Consider the following 26093-nt stretch of genomic DNA (forward strand, 5'->3'; position numbering starts at 1 on the left):
GGGCGCGATGAGCGAGTGCATCTTCTGCCGTATCGTCCGCGGCGAGATTCCGTCGAAGAAGGTGTATGAAGACGAGCACGTCTACGCCTTTCACGACATCAATCCGGTTGCTCCCGTGCATGTTCTGGTCGTCCCGAAGCAGCATGTCGACTCCATGGCCCACCTGACGGCGGAACATGAGGTGGCAATGGGGCGTCTGATGGTTGCGGCCGGGCAGATTGCCCGTGATCAAGGATGCACCGACGGCTTCCGGACCATCATCAACACCGGAAGGGTTGGTTTGCAGGAGGTGTATCATCTGCACCTTCATATTCTGGGCGGCGCGGATCCCCTGCCGCCCATGTTGAAGCGTTAAGGAGAGCGGTATGGGTTCTTTCAGCATCTGGCACTGGCTGATCGTGCTGGTCATCGTCCTGCTGGTGTTCGGCACCAAGAAGCTGCGCAACATCGGCTCTGATCTCGGTGGGGCAGTCAAGGGCTTCAAGGACGGCATGAAGGAAGGCGATGCCGACGCAGCTTCGCAGCAGAAGATTGCTGGCGATGGCAGGACGATAGAAGGCGAAGCGCGGGAGAAGGTCGACAAGACCCAGTCCTGAGCTTCGCGACTCGAAGCAGGAGGGGCGCCCTGACGGGAGCGCCCCTTCGTTTTACTGCGGTGCGCATCCGGTGCGCCGCGTATCGAGCGGGCGGACATGTTCGATTTCGGTTTTACTGAACTCATGGTGATCGGCGTCGTGCTGCTGGTCGTGGTCGGGCCTGAGCGCCTGCCCAAGGTCGCGCGCACGGCGGGTCATGTGCTCGGACGAGTGCAGCGCTACGTGTCGGACGTGAAATCCGACATACAGCGCGAAATGCAGCTCGAGGAGCTCAAGAAGCTGCAGGAGCAGGTCAAGCAGCAGGCGCAGGAGCTCGAGTCCTCGGTGCGCTCCGGGGTCGCGGGTGTCGAGTCCGAGGTCGGGCGTACCGCGGAGGAGTTGCGCACGATGCTGCCCGACGGCAATCCGGTGGCGCCTGCGGACAGCGCGACAGCGCCGCCATCGGTGGCCGGCGGTGACACGTCGCCTGTCGCGGGTGCAGAGGCCGGACCGCAACTCGAGCTTGGCCTGGATGCCGCAGCGCGTGAGTCAGCCAACGCAGACAAGACAAAGGCATGAGCGCACAACAGGAAACTTTCATCGCCCACCTCATCGAGCTGCGCGACCGGCTGATCCGCGCGCTGCTTGCGGTGATCGTCGTCTTCGTTTGCCTGATGCCCTGGGCGGGAGACATCTACGACATCCTCGCGCGACCGATGATGAATACCCTCCCTGAGGGGACCAACATGATCGCCACCGGCGTGGTCACGCCGTTCTTCGTTCCGGTGAAAGTGACGATGATGGTCGCTTTCGTGTTTGCACTGCCATGGGTGCTCTATCAGGCGTGGGCCTTCATCGCCCCGGGCCTGTATGCGCATGAAAAGCGCATGGCGCTGCCTCTGGTGCTGGGTAGCACGCTGCTGTTTCTCATCGGCATGGCGTTCTGCTACTTCTTCGTGTTCGGCATGGTGTTCAAGTTCATCGCCGAGTTTGCGCCGAAGAGCATCGTGCCCGCGCCGGACATCGAACAGTACCTGTCCTTCGTGATGTCGATGTTCCTCGCTTTCGGCATCACCTTTGAGGTGCCGGTGGCGGTGATCCTGATGGTGAAGGCCGGCATTGTGGACGTCGCCAAGCTCAAGGAGGCCCGCCCCTATGTCATCGTGGGCGCGTTCGTGATCGCAGCGATCGTCACGCCGCCCGATGTGATTTCGCAGTTCATGCTGGCAGTGCCGATGTGCCTGCTCTACGAACTCGGGATCATCCTCGCCGGCTGGATGAGCAAATCTTCGCCGCAGGCCGCAGCCGCAGCGGATTACGTGCCGCCGTCGATTGCGGGCGGGGACAGCGAGGTGGGCCGAATCGAGGCCAAGGACGGCGAGCGCGACAAGGGTTGATCCGGGCTGCACACCCCGCCCAGCCAGGACGCTGAAAGTTCTCAGCGACTGGGCTGTGGTGTCGGCCGGCGGCCGATCTCCACGCCAAGCTCGATCTCCTGGCCGCCCCTGCGGATGCGGAACGTGGCCTCACGTCCCGGCGGCAGTGCGGCAACCATGTCGAGCATGGTCTTCGGATCGCGCACTGCGGCACCGTCCAGCTCGATCAGCACGTCACCCGGGCGTATGCCTGCGCGCTCGGCCGGGCTGCCCCGCAGTACACCGGCAATCAGCGTGCCACGCGCGTCCGCAAAGCCGAAGGATTCGGCCAGCTCGGGGGTAAGGTCCTGGATTTCCACGCCGACCCAGCCGCGAATGACCTCCCCCGTGGAAACAATCTGCGTCAAGACGTTGCGTGCGATCGATACCGGGATGGCGAAGCCGATGCCGAGCGAGCCTCCCGAGCGCGAGTATATGGCCGTGTTGATGCCGACCAGGTGGCCGGCGCTGTCGACCAGTGCGCCGCCCGAGTTGCCCGGGTTGATGGCCGCGTCGGTCTGGATGTAGTTCTCGAAGGTGTTGATGCCGAGCTGGCTGCGGCCGAGTGCCGAGACGATGCCCATGGTTACGGTCTGGCCGACGCCGAAGGGGTTGCCAATCGCCAGCACGACATCACCCACGCTGAGGCTGTCGCTGGCCGACAGGGTGATGGCGGGTAGCTGCCCGCCGGTGTCGACGCGCAACACGGCGAGGTCGGTTTCGGGGTCACGGCCGATCAACTGGGCCGGATACTTGCGGCCATCGTTGAGCGCGACCTCGATCGCATCGGCGGTTTCGATAACGTGGTTATTGGTCAGCACGTAGCCGTCAGGGCTGACGATCACCCCCGAGCCAAGGCCTGACTCGCGCTGGTTTGGGCTGTTGCCCGGGCGCTCGCCGAAGAAATGACGGAACAGGGGATCGTCGAACAGGGGATGGCGTTGGCTGCGCCCAGCCTTGCTGGTGAAGATGTGGACCACCGCAGGCATCGATTGCTGTGCGGCCTGGGCATACGAGCCGGTGGCTGGCGTGCGCTCGCCTGTGCTCGGTGCCTCGAGGATCGCGATCACGGAGGCAGGCGTCGCGCCGCGCAGCCATTCGGGCTTGAGCGTGTTGAGGACGAACAGGACCGCGACGCTGATGGTCACGGCCTGGGCGAAAATGAGCCACAAGCGGCGCATAATTGAGACTCTTGGAACGACGGCCTCCTGGAGGCCGGGACGGTTGTGGTGGGGGCGCTGGCCAGCCCCTTCCACCAAAGGAGATTGCATGCAACTGTCGGAGCTCAGGGATTACCTCGATACCCTGCTCGATGCGCCGCGGCTGAAGGATTATTGCCCAAACGGTCTGCAAGTGGAAGGACGCGCCGAGGTCGCACGCGTGCTGTGCGGCGTCACCGCCAGCCAGGCGCTGCTGGACCACGCGGTGGCGGGTAGATATGACGCGGTGTTCGTCCATCATGGATACTTCTGGAAGGGCGAGGACGGCCGGATCTGCGGGATCCGCCGTCAGCGCCTGCGTACCCTGCTGGCAAACGATGTAAGCCTCTTTGCCTATCACCTGCCGCTTGATGTTCATCCGGAGCTGGGCAACAACGCCCAGCTGGCGCAGATCATGGGGTGGCAGGCCGAAGGTCGGTTTGCCGACCAGGATCTGGGGTGGATCGGCCGTGTCGCGCCCCCCCAGGGGCCGGTCGGTGCATCTGTGCTGGCGCGCGAGATCGCGCACAGGCTGGGGCGTTTGCCGCTGCTGGTGGGGGATGGCGAGCGTATCGTTCGCCGTGTCGCCTGGTGCACCGGAGGGGCGCAAGGCTATTTCGAGCAGGCGATCCTCGCGGGGGCAGATGTTTTTGTATCCGGCGAGATTTCCGAGCAGACCGTGCATCTTGCGCGCGAGTCGGGCGTGCCCTACATCGCCGCAGGACACCATGCCACCGAGCGTTATGGTGCGCGTGCGATTGCCGCGCACCTGAGCGCCCTGCCGGGGCTGACGGCGGATTTCGTCGATCTCGACAATCCCGTCTGAGCGCTCAGTTCGTGGCGCTCGGCGTCGCAAGCGTCATTCGGCTGAGGGGGGAGGCGGGCGGAACGGGCCGAGCTCGTCTTCGAGGATCGCCGACAGCAGCAGGATCTCGTCGATGACCGGGAACGGGAAGCCGTTACGGCTGCCATCCCGGTTGTCGCGCAGCAGAACCTCGAGGAACTGCTGGCATTCAGGCGTGCGCCATGACTTCTCGAGCTTGGTGGCGATGTGCGGGTAATCTTCTAGGCTCGCTTCAACGGCGCGCAAGGCGTCGTAGTTCTGCCAATACACGGTATTGACGTTGAAGGTGCGGTGCAGCTCGTTCGCGATCGCGTCGAACTCGGCGCGCAGACCGGCCGCGCGATAGACCTCGAGCAGCTTGAGCCAGGGCGTGATGGCCTGCTTCGGGTTACCGCGGATGAACTCGGCCAGGGTTTCGGCAGCGCCGTGAAGGCGGCCGAAGCTCATCATGATGTCGGCGAGTTCGACGGCCGACTTGTGCTCGTCGTTCAGGTCCAGGTTGGAGTCCACTTTCGTGCCGATCGACTGCTCGACGACTGCGTGCGGGTTCCAATCGACCAGGCTCATGGGACCTTCTGGTACGGACGGGGCCACCGTTGGCGGTGGGCTGTCCGCGGTTCTGGCCTGCAGGCGCGCGAGTGCGGCGTCGGCCGCGGGCGCCTGGGTGTGGATGGCTGTATGCGGCGAGCCGACGGTTGACGCGGGCGTGCGTCGGCGGCGCAGCAGGGCCAGGGTCAGCAGCAGGGCCGCGAGCGCGAGTCCGCCGATGAGGTAACGGTCTTGGTTCGGGTCGGCAACGGGCGCCAAGGGGGGTGAAGGCGGCGCTGCAGGGGCAGTGGCCGCTACGGCCGGCGTCGCGGCCACTGCCGGCGGTGCCACCAGCGGCGCCGGGGGCTGTGGTGCAGCCACGGGAGCGGTGTCGAGCGCGCGGATGCGTGCCTCCAGGCGCGCCTGCAGCTCTTCAAGCTCCTTGATCCGCGCCAGCAACTCCATCTCGACGATGATGCTGCGGTCGATCGCCGCGGCAAGTTCGCGCTCGCGCGCCTGTACGTCGAGAGGAACTGCGGTCCCGCCCGTGGCGGTCTCGCGCTGAGCCCCGGGGGACACCGCCTTGTCGACTTCGACGCGATCCTGCGCCACGCGTGCAGCACTGCTCGCGGCGGCGGGCCGAGGTGCGCGGGCTGCCGCTGCCTTGGGGGGGGTGGAGGGGGCGGAGCCCGAGAGTCGGCGAAGGTCCGGAACCAGGACAGCCGTCCCTGTCGGCAGGGGGCGTCGTCGCGAGGCGTCGTCGGGGAACAGGTCGGGGTTTGCGCCCGCAGTAGCGCGGATGAAACGGCTGCGCGCTCCGGTGTCGTCCGGATAGAGTGCGTTGGCAAGTGACTCGAGCGACTCTCCAGGCGCCGTGTTCCAGGTGCGCACGTTGGCGGGCGCGACGGCTGCGGGACGGGCCGGGCGGGCTGTCTGCACGGAGGGCGGGGGCGCTGCGGGCGTGATCTGTGCAGGGCTGATCGCGCTGGAAGGATACGGCAGGAGCAGGGTGTACTCGCGGCGCAGGCGCGATTCGCACACGTTCTCGATTACTAGGGTGACGATGGGGTCGTTGACGGGGCGGTTGCGCGTCACGACCAGTCGTGCGCTTGCGCCCGTGCCTGCGACTGCGGTCCGTGCCCCGGTCAACTGCGGCAACTCGGATGAGGCCCCCGTCGCCGCAGCGACCTGAAAACAGCCTGCGGCATCGCGCCCTTGGCCGCTGAGCGGGATCTCCACCCTGAAGGGTTCCCCGATTGCGGAGAGTGCCTGGGGTTCGCCGAGGACAAAGGCATGTGCTGGTGCAATGCCGGTCAGGGCGAGGGCGATGACGAGAGCGAGAGTCGTACGTTGGGTCTTCATGTTCCGCGCATCCGGCGGGAGATCGATTCCGGGGTTGTAACAGACTCTTGGTATGTGTTCCAGCGTCGCCGTCACGCAGGGTATGAAGAAATGTGCCAAGACGTGATGTTTTGGGGGGTTGCGCGCTTGATTCGACCGCTGCGAGGTCGCCCGCGGCCTGGCTCCGGGTGTGCGGCGAAATGGTTTAAGATGCGGCAATCCATACGCTAGCGTACGCTGAGGACCGCAATGCCCCTTAATGCCCCCGCGGTGCCGCGCAGGCGCCTTCACACCCGGCGCATCGAAGTCGAAGGCTTCTTGCGAGACGACGGCCTGTACGAACTCGAGGCCTCGCTGACCGACGTCAAGGATGTCGATTACCCGATTGCGTCCGGTCTGCGCCCGGCTGGCGAGCCGGTGCATCTGATGCGTGTGCGCATCACCATCGACCACAGTTTCGACATCGTCGATGCCGAGGCCTGTTCGGACGGCGTGCCCTACCCGGGGATGTGCGACACGATCGGGCCTGTCTATCGCGGCTTGATCGGCCTGAACCTGGTGCGCGGCTTTCGTCGCACGGTGGGCGAAATGTTCGCCGACGTGCGCGGCTGTACTCATCTAACCGAAATGCTTCTGTCCTTGCCGACCGCGGCAATCCAGACCTTTGCAACCTTCCGGCGCGATAACGAGGATGACGGTGTGAAGCCCTTCCAGCTCGATCGTTGTCATGCGCTCGAGACCTCGGCGGCAGCGGTCCGCGCCTACTATCCCAGGTGGTACCGTGCTCAGCCCGGCAAGGAGCGGGCAGGGGGCTGAGCGGCCGTACGCCGGCCGGCCCTGTGCACTGCGCAAAACTGGTTATAATTATGGAGTCTTGCGGGCGTGGCGCGTGTGTTGCGTGCGTGCCGCGGGTCGGGTCGGGGGGTCCCGATTCTTGGCGGCGGGCGACGGTCGAGGGAGACGGCGCCGGTCGTGGAGCGCGCGCTCCGAAGCATGCCATCAACCTGTTTGCGGCGGGTCGGCCGTCGCGACTTAGAACGAAGGGCAACCATGAAGATTCATGAGTATCAGGCAAAAGAAGTACTGAGAAAGTACGGTGTCGTCACGCCGCGAGGCATCCATTGCACCAGCGTCGATGACGCGGTCAAGGCAGCACAGGAGCTCGGCGGCAAGATCTGGGTGGTCAAGGCCCAGATCCACGCTGGCGGTCGCGGCAAGGGCGGTGGTGTCAAGGTCGCCAAGTCGCTGGACGAAGTGCGCCAGTACGCGTCCCAGATCCTCGGCATGCAACTGATCACCCACCAGACCGGCCCCGAAGGCCAGAAGGTGCGCAACCTCCTGATCGAGGAAGGCGCCGACATCCAGCACGAATACTACGTCGCTGCCCTGACTGACCGTGCCACGCAGAAGGTCGCCATCATGGCCTCGTCCGAAGGCGGCATGGACATCGAGGAAGTCGCTCACAACACGCCCGAGAAGATCATCAAGGTCTTCGTCGATCCGCTGGTCGGCCTCACCGACGAGCAGGCGCTGCTGCTGGTCAAGGGCATCGGCATGCCGGAGGCTTCGGCTGCCCAGGCCGTGGATGCGCTCAAGAAGCTCTACACCTGCTACATGGAAACCGACGCCTCGCTGGCCGAGATCAACCCGCTGATCCACGAGGGTGACGGTACGGTGAAGGCGCTCGACGCCAAGTTCAACTTCGATTCCAACGCGCTCTATCGTCACCCCGAGATCGTCGCCTACCGCGACCTCGACGAAGAGGATGCCGACGAGATCGAAGCCTCCAAGTTCGACCTGGCCTACATCAGCCTCGATGGCAACATCGGCTGCCTGGTCAACGGTGCCGGCCTGGCCATGGCCACCATGGACACCATCAAGCTGTTCGGCGCAGAGCCGGCCAACTTCCTGGACGTCGGCGGCGGCGCAACCACCGAGAAGGTCACCGAAGCCTTCAAGATCATGCTCAAGAACCCCAAGGTCAAGGGCATCCTGGTCAACATCTTCGGTGGCATCATGCGCTGCGACACCATTGCCACCGGCGTGGTCGCTGCAGCCAAGGAAGTTCATCTCTCCGTCCCGCTCGTGGTGCGCATGAAGGGCACCAACGAAGACCTCGGCAAGAAGATCCTCGCCGAGTCGGGTCTGCCGATCATCACCGCCGACACGATGGCGGAAGCTGCGACCAAGATCGTCGCTGCGGTCAAGTAAGGAGAGCTTCGAATGTCCATCCTGATCAACAAAGACACCAAGGTCATCACTCAGGGCATCACTGGCAAGACCGGTCAGTTCCACACCGAGAAGTGCCAGGAGTACGCCAACGGCAAGAACTGCTTCGTTGCCGGCGTTAACCCGAAGAAGGCCGGCGAGAAGATCTTCGACATCCCCATCTACGCCTCGGTCAAGGAAGCCGCCGCCGAGACCGGTGCTACCGTGTCGGTCATCTACGTGCCGCCCGCGGGTGCTGCCGATGCCATCTGGGAAGCCTGCGAGGCCGATCTCGACCTGGCGATCTGCATCACCGAAGGCATCCCGGTTCGCGACATGCTGGTCGTGCGCAACAAGATGAAGCAGAAGGTCGCCGCTGGCGGCAAGGAAACCCTGCTGCTGGGCCCCAACTGCCCCGGCCTGATCACGCCCGACGAGATCAAGATCGGCATCATGCCCGGCCACATCCACCGCAAGGGCCGCATCGGCGTCGTGTCGCGTTCTGGCACGCTGACCTATGAAGCCGTTGCCCAGCTCACCGAAATTGGCCTGGGCCAGTCCTCGGCGGTCGGCATCGGCGGCGACCCGATCAACGGTCTCAAGCACATCGACGTGATGCGCATGTTCAACGACGATCCTGATACCGACGCGGTCATCATGATCGGCGAGATCGGTGGCCCGGACGAGGCGGAAGCCGCGCTGTGGTGCAAGGAAAACATGAAGAAGCCGATCGTCGGCTTCATCGCTGGCGTCACCGCCCCGGCTGGCAAGCGCATGGGCCACGCCGGTGCGCTGATCTCCGGCGGTGCTGACACCGCAGACGCCAAGCTCGCCATCATGGAAGAGTGCGGCTTCAAGGTCACGCGCAACCCGTCCGAGATGGCCAAGCTGCTCAAGGCCATGCTCTGATCCATTGCAGGGTCCCTGCACGAAGGCGCCGGCTGGTCCGGCGCCTTTTTTGTTAACCCGCCTTGGGACAGCGTTAGAATGAGCAGGTTGATCACGCGCCGGCACAAGGCCGCGCGGGTGTCGTCGAAGCAATCATTGAACGGGTAGGTGCATGCCGAAACTGGTCCTCAGCATGGATGGTCTGGTGCTCAAGGAGATGACGCTCAACAAGGAGCGCACCACCATCGGGCGCAAGCCCGACAACGACATCCAGATCGACAACCTGGCCATCAGCGGTCATCACGCGGTGATCACCTGCATCACCGGCGATGCCTTTCTCGAGGACCAGAACAGCACCAACGGTACTTACCTCAATGGTCAGCCAGTCAAGAAGAACGTGCTGCGCGCCAACGACGTCATCGAGCTAGGCAAGTACAGGATCAAGTTCATCGCCGACGATGCCAAGCCGGGCACATCGCAGTCGGAGATGGTCGATACCGCGGCGCTCAAGGCCTTCGAGATGCCGGGCGTGAGCACCGATGTGACTGCCGCGCCGGCCGGACCGGCGCCGACGGAAACCCAGGTTGTGGCTGCCGCTGCGCGGCAGCAGCCAGGCACACCCCAAGCCGCCGCGACCGATCTCGTCGGCGTGATTCAGGTGCTCAGTGGTGCGAATGCCGGCCGCGAATTGGAGCTGACCAAGTCGATGACCACACTCGGCAAGCCAGGTCGCCAGGTCGCCGTCATCACCCGTCGGCCGCATGGCTATTTCATCACCCATGTCGAGGGTGCGAGTTTTCCGCTCGTCAATGGCAAGGCGATCGATGCGCAGGCCCGCCATCTCGATGATCATGACATCATCGAACTGGCCGGGGTGAAGATGGAGTTCTTCCTGCGCACCTGAGTCGGTCTACTGACGTGATTTTATTCCGCGCGCAGGGGCGGTGCGCGGTGTTACGTTTTGCAGTCATGAGGAATCGACTCGCAGCGCGCGGAGGCGGCCGGCGATTCGGGTGGACGGGGTGATGAAGCTCAGAGTACTCGGCTGCAGTGGTGGAATCGGGGGGTCGCAGTCGCGGACCACCTCCTTCCTTGTCGACGATGACATCCTCGTCGATTGTGGCACGGGCGTGGGCGATCTGCCGCTCGAGGTCCTGTCCCGTATCGACCACGTCTTCCTGACGCATGCCCATCTGGATCACATCGCGGCCTTGCCGCTCCTCATTGATTCGGTCGGTGAGCTGCGCAGCAAGCCACTGCTGGTGCACGCGACACCAGAGACGATCCGCATCCTGCATTCTCATATCTTCAACTGGCTCGTCTGGCCGGATTTCTCGGCCATCCCGGACCAACACCAACCCTTCATGCGTTTCCAGCCCATGATGGTGGGTGAGCATGTCGACCTGAGGGGACGTCGGATCACCGCGCTGCCAGCGCGGCATACGGTACCGGCGGTCGCCTTCTGCCTCGACAGCGGTAGCGGGCAGCTGGTGTTTTCCGGCGATACCGCCTACTGTCCCGAGTTGATCGACGCGATCAACGCCCAGCCGCAGCTCCGCCACTTGATCCTGGAGACGGCGTTTGCCGACGAACAGCACGGGCTTGCGCTGGCGTCGCGCCACCTGTGCCCGAGCATGTCGCTGACTGTGCTTGCGGAACTGAACGTCGCACCGGTCGTTCATATCAGCCATTTGAAGCCTGGCGGCAGTTCGCGCATCATGGAAGAATTGTGCGCAGGCCTTCCAGCACTCGCGCCTCGCCGCCTCGAGCAGGGCGATGTGCTGGAGTTCTAGCTTCTTGCTGCCCGTCATCGTCGTGCGGGCGTGCAGTCGCCGACCAATCGCTGAATGAGCTGAAAACCATGAGCGAATCCTCTGCTGCAACGACGCAGGGTCGTGCCGTGTCCGGCCGTCTCTCCTTTTTCAAGGGCCTGCAGGCGTTGACCAACCGCATCCATGCCAGCAAGGATGTCGAGGAGATCATGCTCGAGCTGGCGCCGCAGTTGTGCGAGCTGTTCGAGGCCGAGCGCTTCACCATCTACGCGGTGGAGGAGGGTGGGGGCTCGATCGTGACCCGGGTCAAGACCGGGTTGAGCGGGGTGCAGAGCATCCGCCTGCCGATCGGGGAGAACAGCATCGCGGGCTACGTCGCGCTGAGCGGCGAGCTCGTCAACGTGCGCGATGTGTACGACGACTCCGAGCTGCGTGCGATTTCGCCCGGGCTGAAGTTGCGGCGCGAAGTCGACGCGAGCACTGGTTTTCACTCGCGGCAGATGTTGGTGGCGCCGATACGTGATCCCGACACAGGCAGCCTCCTTGGCGTGGTGCAGTTGATCAACACGCGAAACGGCCAGCCTTTTTCCAAGGTGGCCGAGGAGGGCGTGCTCGGACTGGCGCAGACGCTCGGCGTCGCGTTTCTCAGGCATACGCGACAGCCCGCACGCTTGCGTTCGCGCTTCGATGCGCTGGTTGCCGACGGCCGCATCACCGCCGAGGAGTTCGCCGATGCGACGCGCGAGGGGCGGGCGAGCGGCACGTCGGTGGAGACCTTGCTCGTCGAGCAGTTCGGCCTGTCCTACGCCGAGCTCGGTGCCGCTGCGGCGCGCTTCTTCGGCGTGCCCTACCAGCCCTTCGTGGCCAATCATGTCAAGCCAATGGACCTGCTGCGCAACATCAAGCGCGAGTACGTCGAGCAGATGCTGTGGCTGCCTTACGAGGAGAGCAACGAGGGCGTGGTCGTGCTGTGCGTCGACCCCGAGCAGGTGCGCAGTTCCGGGGTGGCGCAGAACGTGTTGCTCAAGAAGCGCCTGAGTTTCCGGGTGACGACGACGCATGACTTCGAGCGTACGGTCGAGCAGTATTTCGGGGCCACCCTCGATGACGCCTCGGTCACCGACCTGCTGTCCGACCTCGGGGAACACGATGACGATGGTCCGTCGCTCAAGGACGATGTCACGGCAGCGGCCGACAATGAACTGGTCAAGCTGGTCAACAAGATCATCATCGACGCATACCGGCAGGGCGCCTCGGACATCCATGTCGAGCCTCGCCCGGGGCGCGAGAAGACCCTGGTCCGTTTCCGCAAGGACGGCTCGCTGGTGCCCTACATCGAGGTTCCGGCCAGCTATCGCAACCCCTTGATCACCCGCATCAAGATCATGTGCGACCTGGACATCGCCGAGCGCCGCCGCCCGCAGGACGGCAAGATCAAGTTCCGCAAGTTCGCGCCGCTCGATATCGAGCTGCGGGTCGCCACCCTGCCTACCCAGGGCGGCATGGAGGACGTGGTGATGCGCCTGCTGGCGAGCAACGAGCCCATTCCGCTCGATCAGCTTGGCCTGCTACCGTTCAATCTCGAGCGCCTCAAGGCTGCGATCGCCAAGCCCTATGGCATCTTCTTCGTGTGCGGCCCCACCGGCTCGGGCAAGACCACCACGCTGCATTCGATCCTGCGCCACATCAACACGCCGGACACCAAGATCTGGACGGTCGAGGATCCGGTGGAGATCACCCAGAAGGGACTGCGCCAGGTGCAGGTCAACCGCAAGGCAGGGATCGACTTCGCGACCATGATGCGCGCCTTCCTGCGCGCCGATCCCGATGTGATCATGGTCGGCGAGATGCGCGATCACGAGACGGTATCGGTCGGTATCGAAGCCTCGCTCACCGGCCACCTGGTGTTCTCCACCCTGCATACGAACAGTGCGCCCGAGTCGGTGGTGCGTCTGCTCGACATGGGCATGGATCCGTTCAATTTCTCCGATGCGCTCCTTGGCGTGCTCGCCCAGCGCCTGGCAAAGCGCCTTTGTGGCAAATGCCGCGAGCGCTACGAGCCGGAAGCGGCGGAGATCGGGCATCTGCTCGACGAGTACTGCGAGGACATGCACCTGACGCCCGCGTTCAGCGCAGACCCGGAGCGCGCTCGTGAGCAGGTTCTCGAGCGCTGGCGGGCGGAGTTCGCGGACAAGGAGGGGCGCTTCACGCTCTACCGGGCGGTTGGCTGCGAGCATTGCACCGAGGGCTACAAGGGGCGCGTTGGTCTGCATGAGCTGATGCTTGGCTCGGATGCGATCAAGCGCCTGATCCAGGAGCGTGGTCGCGTCGAGCAGGTGCTTGGTCAGGCACTTGCCGAGGGCATGCGCACGCTGCGCCAGGATGGCATCGAGAAAATCCTGGCCGGCATCACCGACATTCGCCAGGTGCGCAAGGTCTGCGTGCGCTGACGCGCGGCGGGTGCCGGGCGCACCGAGGCGGGTAGAATCGGGGCTGCCCTCAGCCCTCCCGGAGTTCGCCATGTACCGTATCGCCCCCAGCCTGCTGTCCGCCGACTTTGCCCGCCTCGGCGAAGAGGTCCGCAACGTCATCGCCGCTGGCGCCGACTGGATTCACTTCGACGTGATGGACAACCACTACGTCCCCAATCTCACCATCGGACCACTGGTGTGCGAGGCCATCCGCCCGCATACCACGGCGCCGATCGACGTTCATCTGATGGTGAAACCGGTCGATCGCATCATCCCCGACTTCGCCAAGGCCGGCGCCAATGTCATCACCTTCCATCCCGAGGCCTCCGAACACATCGACCGCAGCCTGGGCCTGATCCGCGATGCCGGCTGTCAGGCCGGGCTGGTGTTCAACCCGGCCACGCCGCTGCACCACATGGACCACGTCATGGACAAGCTCGATGTGGTGCTGCTGATGAGCGTCAACCCAGGCTTCGGCGGGCAGAAGTTCATCCCTGAGACGCTCGTCAAGCTGCGTGCAGCGCGCGAGAAGATCGACGCCTACGCGGCGCGCAGCGGGCGGCGCATCCTGCTTGAGATCGATGGCGGGGTGAAGACCGACAACATTGCCGAGATCGCCCGTGCCGGCGCCGACACCTTCGTTGCCGGATCGGCCGTGTTCGGTGCCGGCAAGGACAGTGACCCGCATCGCTACGACTCGATCATCGGTGCGCTGCGCAGCGAGCTCGCGGGGGTGGCGGCATGAGCGCGCGGCCGCGCTTTGCCGCCCGCGCAGTGCTCTTCGATCTCGACGGCACCCTGCTTGACACCATTACCGACCTTGCGGATGCCGCCAACCTCACCCTCGCCGAGCTCGGGCGCCCGTTGCGCAGCCAGGACGAGATCCACAGCTTCGTCGGCAAGGGCATCCCGAACCTGGTGCGGCGCTGCATGACCGAGGGCACGCAGGCCAGCGATGCCGAGATCGACGTCGCCATCGGCGTGTTTCGCCGCCACTACGCGGTGGTCAATGGTGCGCGTACGCGCATCTACCCGGGTATAACGGATACCCTCGATGCGATGCGTGCACTTGGACTCAAGCTGGCAGTGGTCACCAACAAGGCCGAGGCCTTCTCCCTGCCGCTGCTCGAGCGCATGGGCATCGCGCACCATTTCGATACCGTCATCAGTGGCGACACGCTTGACGTGAAGAAGCCGGACCCCGCCGTGGTCAGGCTGGCCTGCGAGCGACTCGGTGTTGCAACGGCCGACGCACTGATGATCGGCGACTCGGCCAACGATGCGCTTGCCGCACAGGCTGCGGGTATGCCGGTGCTGCTGGTGACCTATGGCTATAGCGAGGGCGTGCCGGTGGACACCATCGAATGCGATGGGCTACTATCGATCGCCACCGAGGCGCTGCAATACATCGCTACGGCATGAATACAGGGGCTGCGCCCCCTCATCATTCACCTCCACGACAGATCGCCATCGTGACGCTCGCACACAGGGTCAGCTCCGCATCCGCCACCTGCCTCACCGTCCAGTCCTGCTGGCGCGGCGCTTGGCGTTGGCCTTTGGGCCACTGAACGCCAACCCTGTCGCGGGGCGGCGCACGCTGCAGGCCAGCCTGCACCCTGTCGCCAACCTGTCCCCGCATTCGCTGCACCGTCCGAAGAACAATCTGCTGCACGTGGAGCCGCCATGCTCGAACAAGAGTTCAATGCCCTCGCCGCCGAGGGCTACAACCGTATCCCGCTGACGCTCGAGACCTTTGCCGATCTCGACACCCCGCTGTCCATCTACCTGAAGCTCGCCAACGAGCCCTACACCTATCTGCTCGAATCCGTGCAGGGCGGCGAGCGCTTCGGGCGCTACTCCTTCATCGGCCTGTCCTCGCCTACCCGTATCGAGGTCTATGAGCGCTCTGCGCTGCTGCTCACCGGCAATCGCCTGGTCGAGCGTCGCGACTATGGTGACCCGCTCAACTTCGTCGCCGAGTTCATGAACCGTATCAAGGTGCCGCCGCGCGAGCACCTGCCGCGTTTTGCGGGCGGCCTGGTGGGCTGCTTCGGCTATGACACGGTGCGCTATATCGAGCCCAAGCTCGCCAAGGCCGACAAGCCCGATCCGGTCGGCACGCCCGACATCCTGCTCCTGCTCTCGGAGGAGGTCGCCATCGTCGACAACCTCAGCGGCAAGCTCACCCTCGTGGTGTACGCCGAGCCTGAGGTGCCCGGTGCCTACAAGCGTGCGCAGAAGCGCCTGCGCGAACTCCTCGCCCGTCTGCGTGCGCCGGTGCAGATCCCTGACGAGGTGCGTGCCGAACCGGCCGCGGCGGTGTCGAGCTTTGGCGAGGACGCCTTCAAGGACGCGGTGCGGCGCGCCAAGCAGTACATTGTCGATGGCGACGTCATGCAGGTCGTGCTGTCGCAGCGCATGAGCAAGCCCTACGCCGCCAGCCCGATGGCGCTGTACCGAGCGATCCGCTCGCTCAACCCCTCGCCCTACATGTTCTACTTCAACTTCGAGGACTTCCACGTCGTCGGCGCCTCGCCCGAGATCCTCACCCGGCTCGAGGACGAGGTCGTTACCGTGCGCCCGATCGCCGGCACGCGCAAGCGCGGCGCCACGGTGGCCGAGGACCTCGCGCTCGAGCAGGAGCTCCTCGCCGACGAGAAGGAGCGTGCCGAGCATCTGCAACTGCTCGACCTTGGCCGCAACGACGCCGGTCGCGTCTCCGAGACCGGTACCGTCAAGGTCACCGAGCGCTTCACCATCGAGCGCTATTCGCATGTGATGCACATCGTCTCCAACGTCGAGGGCCGGCTCAAGGAAGGTCTCAACGCGCTCGCCGTGCTGCGCGCCACCTTCCCGGCCGGCACTGTGTCGGGGGCCCCAAAGGTGCGCGCGATGGAGATCATCGACGAGCTCGAGCCGGTCAAGCGCGGCATCTATGCCGGGGCGGCGGGCTACCTGGGCTTTCATGGCGACATGGACCTCGCCATCGCGATCCGCACCGCGGTGGTCAAGGATGGTCAGATCCACGTCCAGGCCGGTGCCGGCATCGTCGCCGATTCCGACCCCGAGTCGGAATGGCAGGAAACCCAGAGCAAGGCGCGCGCCATGCTGCGCGCTGCCGAAATGGCCGAAGGCGGGCTCGACACCCGCGTCTGAGCGCCTCGGCGCCGTTCATGTTGACGAAGCCGGCCGCGGCCGGCCTTCGCGAAGGGAAGACCATGCTGCTGATGATCGACAACTACGACAGCTTTACCTACAACCTCGTGCAGTACTTCGGCGAGCTCGGGGCACAGGTGAAGGTGTTCCGCAACGACGAGATCACGCTCGAACAGATCGCGGCCCTGCAGCCGGACCAGCTCGTCATCTCCCCGGGGCCGTGCTCGCCGGCCGAGGCCGGGATCTCGGTGGCGGCAATCAAGGCCTTTGCCGGCAAGCTGCCCATCCTCGGCGTCTGCCTTGGCCACCAGAGCATCGGCGCGGCCTTCGGCGGGCGCATCGTGCATGCGCGAAAGCTCATGCACGGCAAGACCTCGCCGGTGCACCACCTCGACGCAGGGGTGTTCCGCGGCCTGCCCAATCCGCTCACCTGCACGCGCTACCACTCGCTGGCCATTGAACGCGCAAGCCTGCCCGACTGTCTTGAAGTGACCGCATGGACGGACGACGGCGAGATCATGGGTGTGCGCCACCGCACGCTCGACGTCGAGGGCGTGCAGTTCCACCCCGAGTCCATCCTCACCGAATGCGGCCACGAGCTGTTGAGGAACTTCCTCGACCGCGACGCGCGACTGCCGGCTGCCGCCTGAGTACCGGTCGGAGAACACGACATGACGATTACCGCCCAGCAAGCCCTGCAACGCACGATCGAGCACCGCGAGATCTTCTTCGACGAGATGCTGTCGTTGATGCGCCAGATCATGGCGGGCCAGGTTTCGCCGCTGATGACCGCGGCCATCCTCACCGGACTGCGCGTCAAGAAGGAAACCATCGGCGAGATCACCGCAGCTGCCACCGTGATGCGCGAGATGTCCACCAAGGTGGTGGTCAAGCCGCCGCACGACCACTTCCTCGATGTGGTCGGTACCGGTGGCGACGGCACGCACACCTTCAACATCTCGACCGCCACCATCTTCGTCGCTGCCGCGGCCGGTGCGCGCGTGGCCAAGCACGGCGGGCGTGGCGTGTCGTCCAAGTCCGGTGCGGCCGACGTCCTCGAGGCGCTCGGCGTCAGGCTCGACCTTACGCCCGAGCAGGTTGCCGCCTGCGTGGAGGAGACCGGTATCGGCTTCATGTTCGCGCCCAACCATCACAGTGCGATGAAGAACGTCGCGCCGGTGCGGCGCGAGATGGGCGTGCGCACCATCTTCAACATCCTCGGTCCGCTCACCAATCCAGCGGGCGCGCCCAACACCCTGATGGGGGTGTTCCATCCCGACCTCGTCGGCATCCAGGCGCGCGTCATGGAGCGCCTGGGCGCCAACCATGTGCTGGTCGTGCATGGCCTGGACGGCATGGACGAGGTCAGCCTCGGTGCCTCGACCCTGGTCGGCGAGCTCAAGGACGGCGTGGTGCGCGAGTACGAGATCCACCCGGAGGACTTCGGCCTGCAGATGGCCGGTACGCGCAACCTGCGCGTCGCAGATGCCGACGAATCCCGCGCCGTGCTGCTCGCTACGCTGGAAAACCGTGCCGGGCCAGCGCGCGAGATCGTCGTCCTGAACGCGGGGGTCGCGCTCTACACCGCCAACCTGGTCGAGTCGATCGGCGCTGGCGTGGCGCGCGCGCGCGAGGTGATCGAGAGCGGCGCGGCACGTGCCAAGCTCGATGCCTTCGTACGGTTCACCCGCCAGTTCGGAGCCGCAGCATGAGCGACATCCTGCAGAAGATCTGTGCAGTCAAGGTCGAGGAGGTCGCGGCCGCGTCGGCTGCGGCACCGCTCGTCGTCGTGCGCGCGCTGGCCGAGGCCGAGCCCCCTGCACGTGGTTTCGTTGCCGCCATTCGTAACCGCCATGCGGGTGGCCTGCCCGCGGTGATCGCCGAGATCAAGAAGGCCAGCCCTTCCAAGGGCGTGATCCGTGCCGACTTCGACCCGGCCGCCATCGCCGCCAGCTACGAGGCGGCCGGCGCCGCCTGCCTGTCCGTGCTGACCGATCGCGGCTTCTTCCAGGGCGCCCCCGAATACCTGCAGGCGGCACGTGCGGCCTGCGCGCTGCCGGTGCTGCGCAAGGACTTCCTGGTCGATCCCTACCAGGTCTTCGAGGCGCGCGCGATGGGGGCAGACGCCATCCTGCTCATCGCCGCCTGCCTCGACCTTGCGCAGATGCGCGACATGGAGGCGATCGCCCAGGCGCTGGGCATGGCGGTGCTGGTCGAGGTCCACGACGGCGCCGAGCTCGAGCAGGCACTGCAGCTGCAGACACCGCTGATCGGCATCAACAACCGCAACCTGCGCACCTTCGAGGTCTCGCTGCAGACCACGCTCGACCTGCTGCCGCGCATTGCCAGTGGCGCCGCCGGTCGCATCGTCGTCACCGAATCGGGCATCCTGCGTGCCGAGGATGTTGCGCTGATGCAGGGTGAGGGCGTGCATACCTTCCTCGTTGGCGAGGCCTTCATGCGTGCGCCGGATCCGGGCCTGGAGCTCAAGGCCCTGTTCGGCGGCTGATCGAGCGCAATGACGGCGCATCCGGCCACTCCCGCAACACGCCCGCCCGAGCTACGTGGGCGCCGCTGGCTGCGAGGCCTGGCTGCCGCGCTGCTGCTGCCGCTTGTGGGCGCTGCCGGACTGGGGGCCTGGCTGCTCGGTACCCAGTCCGGACTTGAGACCGCGCTGGCGCTCGGCACCCGCCTCACCGATGGCGCGCTGCATGCGGAGCGTCCGCGAGGCCGTGTGCTCGGCGGTTTCGAGCTCGACGTGCTGCGCTATGAAACCCCCGGGCTGCAACTCGAGGTACGTGACTTCGAACTCGAATGGAAGCCTGCTGCGCTGTTCGAGCGCCGCCTTCTGGTCGAGCGTCTCGCGGCGGCACACGTCGAGCTCGCCAGGGCAAGCACGGACGACACTGCGCCCGCGGCCCCCACCACCCTGCCGGACTCTCTCGCCGTGCCGCTGGCCATCGAGCTGCGCAGCCTCGTGCTGGGCGCTTTCGTCATGCGTACGCTGGGTGAAGAGGAGGCGCATGGCCAGGCCGACGAGCGTGCCGGCGAGCCGGCCGGGGATGGCGGCGCTGCCGATCTCGATGCCCGCTCCGGTGCCGGGCATCACGCCGCGCAACCGTTGTTTACCGAACTCGAGGCCGCGTTCGACAGCGATGGCCGTCGGCATCGGTTGCGCACGCTCGCGCTCAGCTTGCCCCAGGGACGACTGCAGCTCGCGCTGGGTGTCGAAGGCGCCGCACCGCACGCGCTCGATGGCGAGGGCCGCTTCGATGGTGTCATCGACGGGCGTGCCGTGGTCGCACGCTTTGGCGCCACCAACACCCTGCTCGAGCCCCATCTGAGCATCGACGCCCAGGGCGAGGGGCTGACCGCCCGGGTCGAGGTCGAGGCGGAGAGCCTGGCGGCGATGCCGCTGCGTCGGCTTTCGGTCAAGGCGGGCGAGATCGACCCGGCTGCGTTCGTGGACGGGGCGCCGCGCGCCGCGCTCAGCCTCGAGGCCGAACTCGCGGCGACGCCCGATGCGGCGAGCCTGCTTGCCGGGCCGATTCGTGTCACCAATCGCCTGCCGCAGGCGGTGGACCAGGGGGGTATTCCGCTGCTCAGTCTCGATGGCCGCCTGGACTGGCGGGACGATGGCCTCGCCGTCGATGCGCTCGACCTGCGCCTGCCCGGCGCGGGGCGCATCGGCGGTCGCGTGGCGTGGCAGCGCGGCGGTCAGGCTGATGACGATGCGCGCCGCGAGGGGGGCCTCGGTCGCATCCATGCCGCGCTCGAGCTCGATGCCATAGACCCGGGCTTGCTCGACAGTCGCCTGCCGCGGCAACGGCTGGCGGGGCGTATCGACGCCGAGGGCGACGAGGCCCGGCAGCAGGCGCGTGTTGCGCTCGAGGCGGGGAGCGCCCGCATCGACATCCAGGCGCTCTTGCAAGGCATGGCAGTGACTGCCGACGCTGCCGCGGCGGAGACCGAGTCCGGCGGCAGTACATCGGCAGGACCCGCTGCGGCCGGCCGCCAGGTGTTCGAACTGAGTGCCCGTCTGCGCGGGGCCGACCCGCGTGCGTTTGTGGCCGAGGCGCCGTCGGCGCGCCTCGATCTCGACCTGCATGCCGAAGGCGCGCTGCCGGTGGCCGACGAGCCGCTGTCCGTGGCGCTGCGTTTCGACATCCTCGACAGCCTGCTCGAAGGTCTGCCGCTGCGCGGCAAGGGCCAGCTCAGGGTTGAGGGTGAGCGCTTGCCCGAACTCGCACTGGATGTGCAGCTGGCGGGCAACAGCCTGGTTGCCGAGGGGGCGCTGGGCGCACCACAGGATCGTCTCGCGCTGCGTCTCGATGCGCCGGCGCTCGAAGCGCTTGGCCTGGGCCTCGGCGGGCGGGCCTCGGCAGAGGGCTCGATCGGTGGCGCGCTTGCAGCGCCCGTGGGGCGCGTGCAGTTCTTCGGCGAGGGCCTGCGCCTGCCGGGCGAGGTGCGCATCGGCGGCGTCAACGGTGTCGTACAGCTCGATGCTGGCACCGACGGGCCGTTCGCGCTCGCACTCGGCGTGAGCGGGCTTGGCAGCAGCGCGCCGGATGAGGACGGCCGGCCGCAGTCCGACTGGGTGTCCAGCCTGCGCCTGGCGGCCGAGGGTACGCGCGCCAGCCACCGTATCGAGCTTGCTGCAATTGCCGGTGGGAACGTGGCGCCGGCCGGTGTTGAAGCCGATGCCCTCGAGCTCGGGTTGAAGGGCGGACTGGCAGCAGGGACTGCGCTGCGCTGGCGCGGCGAGTTGTCGGCGCTGCAGACGACTGGGCGCGTGGCGGCGCGCCTGCTGGCCCCGGTGGCCCTCGAGCTCGCGCCCGATGCGGTACGCCTGGGTGCGGCCGAATTCAATGCCGGAGACAAGGGCCGCATCCGCTTGCTCGAGACGGCATGGTCGCCGACCCGCAGCGTGCTGCGTGGCGAGCTCAGCGGGCTCGTGCTCGAACTCGAGCCGCGGCGCGCCGATGGCCAGCGCCGGCGTGGCGCCGACCCGCTGGTGCTGGGCGCGCGCTGGGATCTGAGCGTCGGCCGCACGCTCGACGGCGAAGCGCGGGTCTTTCGCGAGGCGGGCGATGTGCGCCTGGAAGGGGAGTTGCGCACCCGGCTGGGGCTGGAGCGTCTCGACGCCGTCCTGCGGGCACGCGGAGACCGTCTCGAGCTTGCGCTCGACGTGCGCGGCAGCGAATTCGGCAGTCTCGCCGGTGAAGCGAGCGTGCGTGCGCGGCGCAGTGCCGAAGGCATCTGGAGCCTGCCGCCGGATACGGCCCTCAGTGCGTCGGCCAGGCTGGACATGCCGTCGATCACCTGGCTCGGCCGGCTCGTGCGCGAGAATGTGGAAACCGCCGGACGCATCGGGGGGGCGGTCGCCGTGTCCGGGACACTGGCTGCGCCGCGTGCGAGCGGCACGATCAATGGACGCGAGCTGGGCTTCACGCTGGTCGATCAGGGCCTGGTGCTGTCCGGTGGCGAGCTCGATCTCGCCTTCGATCAAGAGCGCGTGCGCCTTCTGCGCCTCGAGTTCGTATCGCCGAACCGGGTGCAGCCACGTGATGGACGCATCCCGGTGGCCGCGTTGACGGCCAGTCCGGGGCGTTTCGAGGCCAGCGGCGAGGTGGCGCTCGACAACGGCGCCGGCCGCTTCCGTTTTGCCGCCGATCGGCTGCCGCTACTCCAGCGTGACGACCGCTGGATGCTGTTGTCGGGCCAGGGGAGTGCGCGCAGCACCTGGTCGTCGCTGGCGCTCGACGCCGAGTTCCGTGCCGATGCCGGCTACATCGAGTTCGCCGAGGCGATGCCCCCCAGCCTGTCGGATGACGTGGTGGTGCTCGGCCGCGACGAGGTGGCCGAGGCCGGCGCCTTTGCCGTCACTGCCGATGTCCGCGTCGGACTGGGCGATGCGCTATACCTGTCCGCGATGGGTTTGGAGACCCGCCTTGCTGGCGATCTGCGTATCCGCCTGCAGCCCGGACGTGCGCTGTCGGCCGTCGGTACCGTATCGACCGTAGGGGGCAGCTACCGCGGCTATGGCCAGAACCTGGTGATCGAGCGCGGGGTCGTCAACTTCCAGGGGCCGCTCGATGCGCCCGGGCTCAATATCGTCGCACTGCGCAAGGGGCTCGAGGTGGAGGCTGGGGTCGCCGTCACCGGCAGCGCCAAGCGCCCTCAGGTGCGCCTGGTGTCCGAGCCCAACGTGCCCGACCCCGCCAAGCTGTCGTGGATCGTCCTTGGCCGTGCCCCGGACGCTGCTTCGGGGGCCGATCTGGGCCTGTTGCTGCCGGCGGCCGCGGCGTTGCTCGGCGGCCCGGGGGGCGGCATGACCGAGGAGCTCTCGCGCAGCCTCGGCTTCGACGCATTCTCCATTGGCCAGGGCGAGCTCACCAGCACCTCGCGCACGCAAAGCAGCCGGGTGCTCGGCAGTGGCTCGACGGTTGCCAGCGGCCCCACCGTGTCCGGCCAGGTGCTCAGCCTGGGCAAGCGCCTTGGACCCGACCTGTTCCTGTCCTTCGAGCAGAGCCTGGGCGGGGCGGCCACACTGGTCAAGCTGAGCTACCAGCTCTCGCGCCGGCTGTCGCTCGTGGCGCGTGGCGGGACCGACACCTCGGTCGATCTGCATTACGGCTTCTCCTTCCGCTGAGCCGCAGTGATGCCGAGCCGGCCGCATGGGGAATGAATGAGGCTGTCCGTGGTCTGCAGCAAGTGCTGCATTTCCTTGTAGGGAGTGGATGAATGACTGAAGAAGCGAAGGGCCCCGTGCTCGAGACCGCCATCCTCGGAGGAGGCTGTTTCTGGTGCCTGGAGGCCGTGTTCGACCTCGTCGATGGGGTCGAGTCGGTGGTGCCGGGATACTGCGGCGGGCACGTCGATAACCCGGGCTATCGTCAGGTGTGCACCGGCGGCACGGGCCATGCGGAGGTGGTGAAGGTCGATTTCGATCCGGCGCGGGTGAGCTATCGCGAACTGCTCGAGATCTTCTTCCTGATCCATGATCCGACCACGGTCGACCGTCAGGGCAATGATGTCGGCCCGCAGTACCGCTCGGTGATCTTCGTCACCAGCGATGCACAACTGCACGATGCGCTCGCGCTGATCGAGGACATCGGCGAGCAGCGCGTCTACCCGAAGGCGATCGTGACGCGGGTGGAGCGGGCGCCGGTATTCTGGCCGGCCGAGGCCGAGCATCACGACTACTATATGAACAACAGCGATCAGCCCTACTGCCAGTACGTGGTGGCGCCCAAGATTGCCAAGTACCGCGCCAAACTCGCCGAGCGCCGGCGCGGAAGTGGCAGGTAGAATGCCGCCTTTGCACGCACACAGGAGAAGCGCATGACCCAGACCACCACAGCCAGCGGCCTCGTCATCGATGAACTCGAGGTTGGTACCGGCGAGACCGCCGTCAAGGGCAAGATGGTGTCGGTGCATTACACCGGCTGGCTGACCGACGGTCGCAAGTTCGACTCGTCCAAGGATCGCAACGACCCGTTCAATTTCCCGCTCGGCGCCGGCCATGTCATCCGCGGCTGGGACGAAGGCGTCGAAGGCATGCAGGAAGGCGGCAAGCGCAAGCTCACCATTCCGCCGGCGCTTGGCTATGGTGCGCGCGGCGCCGGCGGTGTGATCCCGCCCAATGCGACGCTGGTGTTCGAGGTTGAACTGCTCAAGGTGATCTGAGCCGGGCGCGCGATGAAACTCGATCCGGCCCAGCGTCATATCCTGAGCCTGCTGCAGCGGGACTCCACGCTCAGCACCCAGGTGCTTGCAGAGCGCGTCGGCATGTCGCCGACGCCCTGCTGGCGGCGGGTGAAGGAGCTGGAGGAGGCGGGGGTGATCAGCGGCTACGTGGCGCTCGTCGACCGCCACAAGGTCGGTCTGGGCACCTGTGTCTGGGTGCGGGTCAAGCTCAAGCAGCACAGCGCAGACGTGCTCGAGCGCTTCGAGCGCGTGGTGAAGGGCTGCCAGCAGGTGGTCGAATGCTACGAACTGCTCGGCGAGACCGACTGTCTGCTCAAGCTCTACCTGCCCAATCTGGAGGCGCTGTCCTCCTTCATGCACGATTTCCTGCTCAAGATTCCGGAGATCGACGTCACCCACTCCGCGGTGGCGTTGCGCGAGATCAAGAACGAAACGGCCCTGCCGCTTTAAGCGGTCAGGGCCGTTTTCGCCTTCATCGCGCCTGTGCGGCGCACGCGATGATCAGAGGTTGCTGACGAAGACGATCAGCACGCCCACCGGTGCCACGAAGCGCGCCACCACGTTCCACACACTGAAACCCAGTTCGCCGAGGCCCAGCTCCTTGCGCACGCTGTCACGGTCCAGGCACCAGGCGGCGAACAGGATGGCGCCCAGTCCGGTCAGTGGCAGCATGAACTTGCTGGTGAGCTGATCGAGCAGGTCGAAGATGTTGAGGCCGATGATCGTCACGTCGCTCCAGTGGTTGAAGGACAGCAGCGCGGCGATACCCAGCGCCCAGGTGGCGATACCGGCGACGAAGGTCGCGCCTGCACGCGACAGCGGCGTGCGCTCCTCGACCAGTTCCACCACCGGCTCCAGCAGCGAGATCGCCGAGGTCAGCGCGGCGAAGGTCAGCAGCACGAAGAAAAGGGTGCCGAGAATGACGCCCCCGGTGATGTTGCCGAAGGCGATCGGCAGGGTGACGAAGATCAGGCCGGGGCCGGCGGCAGGGTCGAGACCGTTGGCAAAGACGATCGGGAAGATGGCCAGGCCGGCGGCGATCGCGATCACCGTGTCCATGATCACCACGGTGCGCGCGGTACGCAGCAGGTCGACGTCCTCGCCGAGGTAGGAGCCGTACGCCATCATGATGCCCATGCCCAGCGACAGGGTGAAGAAGGCGTGGCCGAGCGCAGCCAGCACGACGTCGCCGGTGAGCTTGCTCCAGTCCGGGTTGAACAGGTAGGCCATGGCCTGGCCGAAGCCGCCGGTGGTCATGCCGTAGCCGACGAGGATGAAGAGCAGCACGCCCAGCGAGGGCATCAGCAGCTTGGAGGCACGCTCGAGGCCGCCTGCGACGCCCATGGCCACCACACCCACGGTCAGCGCCATGAACACGGTGTGCCAGGTCAGCAGGCTGCCGGCATTGGCCAGGAAGACGGTGAAGGCATTGCCCACTGCATCCTTGTCCATGCCGGTGAAGCCGCCGGTGATCGCATCACCGGTATAGGACAGCGCCCAGCCGCCGATGACGCTGTAGAAGGACAGGATGAGGAAGGCACCGAGCACGCCGGTGAAGCCGATCAGCGCCCAGGCGCCGCTGCGGCCGTTCTTCTTCGCCAGTTCACCCATTGTGCTGATCGGATTCTTCTGGCCGCGGCGCCCGATCATCCATTCGGCGACCAGGATCGGCAGGCCGATCAGTGCGATGCAGAGCAGGTAGACCAGCACGAAGGCTGCGCCGCCACTCTGGCCGATCATGTAGGGGAACTTCCAGATGTTGCCGAGGCCGACTGCCGAACCGGTGGCCGCGAGCACGAAGCCCATGCGCGAGGTCCACTGGCCGTGGGTGTGCGTCTTCTGCATGTCAGTACGCTCCCGGCAAAGCGTGATCGGGTGCAGTGGGGCGTGCGGCGATGCAGGGGCGCGGCTGCCGGATGGGCTGCCCGCCGCTGGCGGCGTGATGGTTCATTTTGGTCTCCTCGAGTTTTCTGCGCTTGTGGCGCG

24 protein-coding genes are annotated in these 26093 nt (G+C 66.2%); 21 read left to right on the forward strand and 3 right to left on the reverse strand.

Features of this window, described 5'->3' with window-relative positions:
- Positions 1-7 precede the first annotated feature (7 nt).
- From C662_RS10580 to tatC, 4 genes are all read left to right on the forward strand, one after another.
- Complete coding sequence (locus tag C662_RS10580) at positions 8-355, forward strand: histidine triad nucleotide-binding protein (RefSeq protein WP_002928558.1); 348 nt, start codon at positions 8-10, stop codon at positions 353-355.
- 10 nt (positions 356-365) lie between these two features.
- Positions 366-596: a Sec-independent protein translocase subunit TatA gene (tatA, locus tag C662_RS10585; protein ID WP_002928559.1), complete on the forward strand. Its 231-nt coding sequence runs from the start codon at positions 366-368 to the stop codon at positions 594-596.
- 96 nt (positions 597-692) lie between these two features.
- Positions 693-1154: a Sec-independent protein translocase protein TatB gene (gene tatB, locus C662_RS10590; RefSeq protein ID WP_002928560.1), complete on the forward strand. Its 462-nt coding sequence runs from the start codon at positions 693-695 to the stop codon at positions 1152-1154.
- Positions 1151-1972, forward strand: coding sequence for a twin-arginine translocase subunit TatC (gene tatC / locus C662_RS10595; protein WP_002928562.1), 822 nt, complete (start codon positions 1151-1153; stop codon positions 1970-1972). The genes tatB and tatC overlap by 4 nt, the downstream gene beginning before the upstream one ends.
- A gap of 41 nt (positions 1973-2013) precedes the next feature.
- On the opposite strand, the gene C662_RS10600 is transcribed toward tatC, so the two are convergent.
- Positions 2014-3171, reverse strand: a complete 1158-nt coding sequence (locus tag C662_RS10600; RefSeq protein ID WP_002928564.1) for a Do family serine endopeptidase — start codon at positions 3169-3171, stop codon at positions 2014-2016.
- A gap of 88 nt (positions 3172-3259) precedes the next feature.
- On the opposite strand from C662_RS10600, the gene C662_RS10605 reads away from it, so the two are divergent.
- A complete protein-coding gene (locus C662_RS10605) occupies positions 3260-4015 on the forward strand; it encodes a Nif3-like dinuclear metal center hexameric protein (RefSeq protein ID WP_002928566.1) in 756 nt (251 codons plus the stop codon).
- A gap of 33 nt (positions 4016-4048) precedes the next feature.
- Here the strand turns inward: C662_RS10605 and C662_RS19780 are convergent, their stop codons facing one another.
- Complete coding sequence (locus tag C662_RS19780) at positions 4049-5923, reverse strand: type IV pilus assembly protein FimV (protein ID WP_002928567.1); 1875 nt, start codon at positions 5921-5923, stop codon at positions 4049-4051.
- A gap of 228 nt (positions 5924-6151) precedes the next feature.
- Between C662_RS19780 and C662_RS10620 the strand changes: the two genes are divergently transcribed.
- The 16 genes from C662_RS10620 (at position 6152) to C662_RS10700 (ending at position 24557) form a co-directional block, all read left to right on the forward strand.
- Positions 6152-6718: a DUF2889 domain-containing protein gene (locus tag C662_RS10620; RefSeq protein ID WP_002928568.1), complete on the forward strand. Its 567-nt coding sequence runs from the start codon at positions 6152-6154 to the stop codon at positions 6716-6718.
- 234 nt (positions 6719-6952) lie between these two features.
- Positions 6953-8113, forward strand: a complete 1161-nt coding sequence (gene sucC / locus C662_RS10625; RefSeq protein ID WP_002928569.1) for an ADP-forming succinate--CoA ligase subunit beta — start codon at positions 6953-6955, stop codon at positions 8111-8113.
- A gap of 12 nt (positions 8114-8125) precedes the next feature.
- Positions 8126-9019, forward strand: coding sequence for a succinate--CoA ligase subunit alpha (sucD, locus tag C662_RS10630; RefSeq protein ID WP_002928570.1), 894 nt, complete (start codon positions 8126-8128; stop codon positions 9017-9019).
- A gap of 151 nt (positions 9020-9170) precedes the next feature.
- The gene (locus C662_RS10635; RefSeq protein ID WP_002928571.1) at positions 9171-9902 is read left to right on the forward strand and encodes an FHA domain-containing protein; all 732 of its coding nucleotides are present in this window, start codon (positions 9171-9173) and stop codon (positions 9900-9902) included.
- 121 nt (positions 9903-10023) lie between these two features.
- On the forward strand, positions 10024-10791 hold the full coding sequence (locus C662_RS10640; protein WP_002928572.1) for an MBL fold metallo-hydrolase: 768 nt from the start codon (positions 10024-10026) through the stop codon (positions 10789-10791).
- A 68-nt stretch (positions 10792-10859) separates the two neighbouring features.
- Complete coding sequence (locus C662_RS10645) at positions 10860-13220, forward strand: GspE/PulE family protein (protein WP_002928582.1); 2361 nt, start codon at positions 10860-10862, stop codon at positions 13218-13220.
- Positions 13221-13290: 70 nt separating this feature from the next.
- Positions 13291-13986 carry a ribulose-phosphate 3-epimerase gene (rpe, locus tag C662_RS10650; protein WP_002928586.1) on the forward strand — a complete coding sequence of 232 codons (696 nt, stop codon included), beginning with the start codon at positions 13291-13293 and terminating at the stop codon, positions 13984-13986.
- A complete protein-coding gene (locus C662_RS10655) occupies positions 13983-14663 on the forward strand; it encodes a phosphoglycolate phosphatase (RefSeq protein ID WP_002928588.1) in 681 nt (226 codons plus the stop codon). Before rpe ends, C662_RS10655 begins: the two co-directional genes overlap by 4 nt.
- Positions 14664-14924: 261 nt before the next feature.
- On the forward strand, positions 14925-16397 hold the full coding sequence (trpE, locus tag C662_RS10665; RefSeq protein ID WP_002928589.1) for an anthranilate synthase component I: 1473 nt from the start codon (positions 14925-14927) through the stop codon (positions 16395-16397).
- A 62-nt stretch (positions 16398-16459) separates the two neighbouring features.
- Complete coding sequence (locus tag C662_RS10670) at positions 16460-17047, forward strand: aminodeoxychorismate/anthranilate synthase component II (protein ID WP_002928596.1); 588 nt, start codon at positions 16460-16462, stop codon at positions 17045-17047.
- A gap of 21 nt (positions 17048-17068) precedes the next feature.
- The gene (gene trpD, locus C662_RS10675) at positions 17069-18109 is read left to right on the forward strand and encodes an anthranilate phosphoribosyltransferase (protein ID WP_002928598.1); all 1041 of its coding nucleotides are present in this window, start codon (positions 17069-17071) and stop codon (positions 18107-18109) included.
- Positions 18106-18906, forward strand: a complete 801-nt coding sequence (gene trpC, locus C662_RS10680; protein ID WP_002928602.1) for an indole-3-glycerol phosphate synthase TrpC — start codon at positions 18106-18108, stop codon at positions 18904-18906. Before trpD ends, trpC begins: the two co-directional genes overlap by 4 nt.
- A 9-nt stretch (positions 18907-18915) precedes the next feature.
- Entirely contained in the window at positions 18916-23049 is a 4134-nt protein-coding gene (locus C662_RS10685) for a translocation/assembly module TamB domain-containing protein (RefSeq protein ID WP_002928605.1), read from the forward strand.
- Between the two features lie 92 nt (positions 23050-23141).
- Entirely contained in the window at positions 23142-23708 is a 567-nt protein-coding gene (gene msrA, locus C662_RS10690) for a peptide-methionine (S)-S-oxide reductase MsrA (RefSeq protein WP_002928607.1), read from the forward strand.
- A gap of 33 nt (positions 23709-23741) precedes the next feature.
- Positions 23742-24086 carry an FKBP-type peptidyl-prolyl cis-trans isomerase gene (locus C662_RS10695; protein ID WP_002928608.1) on the forward strand — a complete coding sequence of 115 codons (345 nt, stop codon included), beginning with the start codon at positions 23742-23744 and terminating at the stop codon, positions 24084-24086.
- A 12-nt stretch (positions 24087-24098) separates the two neighbouring features.
- Entirely contained in the window at positions 24099-24557 is a 459-nt protein-coding gene (locus tag C662_RS10700; RefSeq protein ID WP_002928610.1) for an Lrp/AsnC family transcriptional regulator, read from the forward strand.
- 51 nt (positions 24558-24608) lie between these two features.
- Here C662_RS10700 and C662_RS10705 read toward each other — a convergent pair whose 3' ends face one another.
- The gene (locus C662_RS10705) at positions 24609-25952 is read right to left on the reverse strand and encodes a sodium-dependent transporter (RefSeq protein WP_002928613.1); all 1344 of its coding nucleotides are present in this window, start codon (positions 25950-25952) and stop codon (positions 24609-24611) included.
- Positions 25953-26093: the final 141 nt, after the last annotated feature.

The sequence above is a fragment of the Thauera sp. 28 genome (assembly GCF_000310145.2).
Taxonomy (GTDB): Bacteria; Pseudomonadota; Gammaproteobacteria; order Burkholderiales; family Rhodocyclaceae; genus Thauera; species Thauera mechernichensis.

Bases quoted from the DNA above. Each gene is read 5' to 3' on its own strand.
- C662_RS10685 (WP_002928605.1), top strand. From the start codon at position 18,916: ATGACGGCGCATCCGGCCACTCCCGCAACACGCCCGCCCGAGCTACGT.
- C662_RS10645 (WP_002928582.1), top strand. From the start codon at position 10,860: ATGAGCGAATCCTCTGCTGCAACGACGCAGGGTCGTGCCGTGTCCGGC.
- trpD (WP_002928598.1), top strand. From the start codon at position 17,069: ATGACGATTACCGCCCAGCAAGCCCTGCAACGCACGATCGAGCACCGC.
- C662_RS10620 (WP_002928568.1), top strand. From the start codon at position 6,152: ATGCCCCTTAATGCCCCCGCGGTGCCGCGCAGGCGCCTTCACACCCGG.
- C662_RS10600 (WP_002928564.1), bottom strand. From the start codon at position 3,171: ATGCGCCGCTTGTGGCTCATTTTCGCCCAGGCCGTGACCATCAGCGTC.
- sucD (WP_002928570.1), top strand. From the start codon at position 8,126: ATGTCCATCCTGATCAACAAAGACACCAAGGTCATCACTCAGGGCATC.
- C662_RS10605 (WP_002928566.1), top strand. From the start codon at position 3,260: ATGCAACTGTCGGAGCTCAGGGATTACCTCGATACCCTGCTCGATGCG.
- tatA (WP_002928559.1), top strand. From the start codon at position 366: ATGGGTTCTTTCAGCATCTGGCACTGGCTGATCGTGCTGGTCATCGTC.
- C662_RS10700 (WP_002928610.1), top strand. From the start codon at position 24,099: ATGAAACTCGATCCGGCCCAGCGTCATATCCTGAGCCTGCTGCAGCGG.
- C662_RS10670 (WP_002928596.1), top strand. From the start codon at position 16,460: ATGCTGCTGATGATCGACAACTACGACAGCTTTACCTACAACCTCGTG.
- trpE (WP_002928589.1), top strand. From the start codon at position 14,925: ATGCTCGAACAAGAGTTCAATGCCCTCGCCGCCGAGGGCTACAACCGT.
- C662_RS19780 (WP_002928567.1), bottom strand. From the start codon at position 5,923: ATGAAGACCCAACGTACGACTCTCGCTCTCGTCATCGCCCTCGCCCTG.
- C662_RS10705 (WP_002928613.1), bottom strand. From the start codon at position 25,952: ATGCAGAAGACGCACACCCACGGCCAGTGGACCTCGCGCATGGGCTTC.
- C662_RS10580 (WP_002928558.1), top strand. From the start codon at position 8: ATGAGCGAGTGCATCTTCTGCCGTATCGTCCGCGGCGAGATTCCGTCG.
- C662_RS10640 (WP_002928572.1), top strand. From the start codon at position 10,024: ATGAAGCTCAGAGTACTCGGCTGCAGTGGTGGAATCGGGGGGTCGCAG.
- tatB (WP_002928560.1), top strand. From the start codon at position 693: ATGTTCGATTTCGGTTTTACTGAACTCATGGTGATCGGCGTCGTGCTG.
- C662_RS10635 (WP_002928571.1), top strand. From the start codon at position 9,171: ATGCCGAAACTGGTCCTCAGCATGGATGGTCTGGTGCTCAAGGAGATG.
- C662_RS10695 (WP_002928608.1), top strand. From the start codon at position 23,742: ATGACCCAGACCACCACAGCCAGCGGCCTCGTCATCGATGAACTCGAG.
- trpC (WP_002928602.1), top strand. From the start codon at position 18,106: ATGAGCGACATCCTGCAGAAGATCTGTGCAGTCAAGGTCGAGGAGGTC.
- tatC (WP_002928562.1), top strand. From the start codon at position 1,151: ATGAGCGCACAACAGGAAACTTTCATCGCCCACCTCATCGAGCTGCGC.
- rpe (WP_002928586.1), top strand. From the start codon at position 13,291: ATGTACCGTATCGCCCCCAGCCTGCTGTCCGCCGACTTTGCCCGCCTC.
- sucC (WP_002928569.1), top strand. From the start codon at position 6,953: ATGAAGATTCATGAGTATCAGGCAAAAGAAGTACTGAGAAAGTACGGT.
- C662_RS10655 (WP_002928588.1), top strand. From the start codon at position 13,983: ATGAGCGCGCGGCCGCGCTTTGCCGCCCGCGCAGTGCTCTTCGATCTC.
- msrA (WP_002928607.1), top strand. From the start codon at position 23,142: ATGACTGAAGAAGCGAAGGGCCCCGTGCTCGAGACCGCCATCCTCGGA.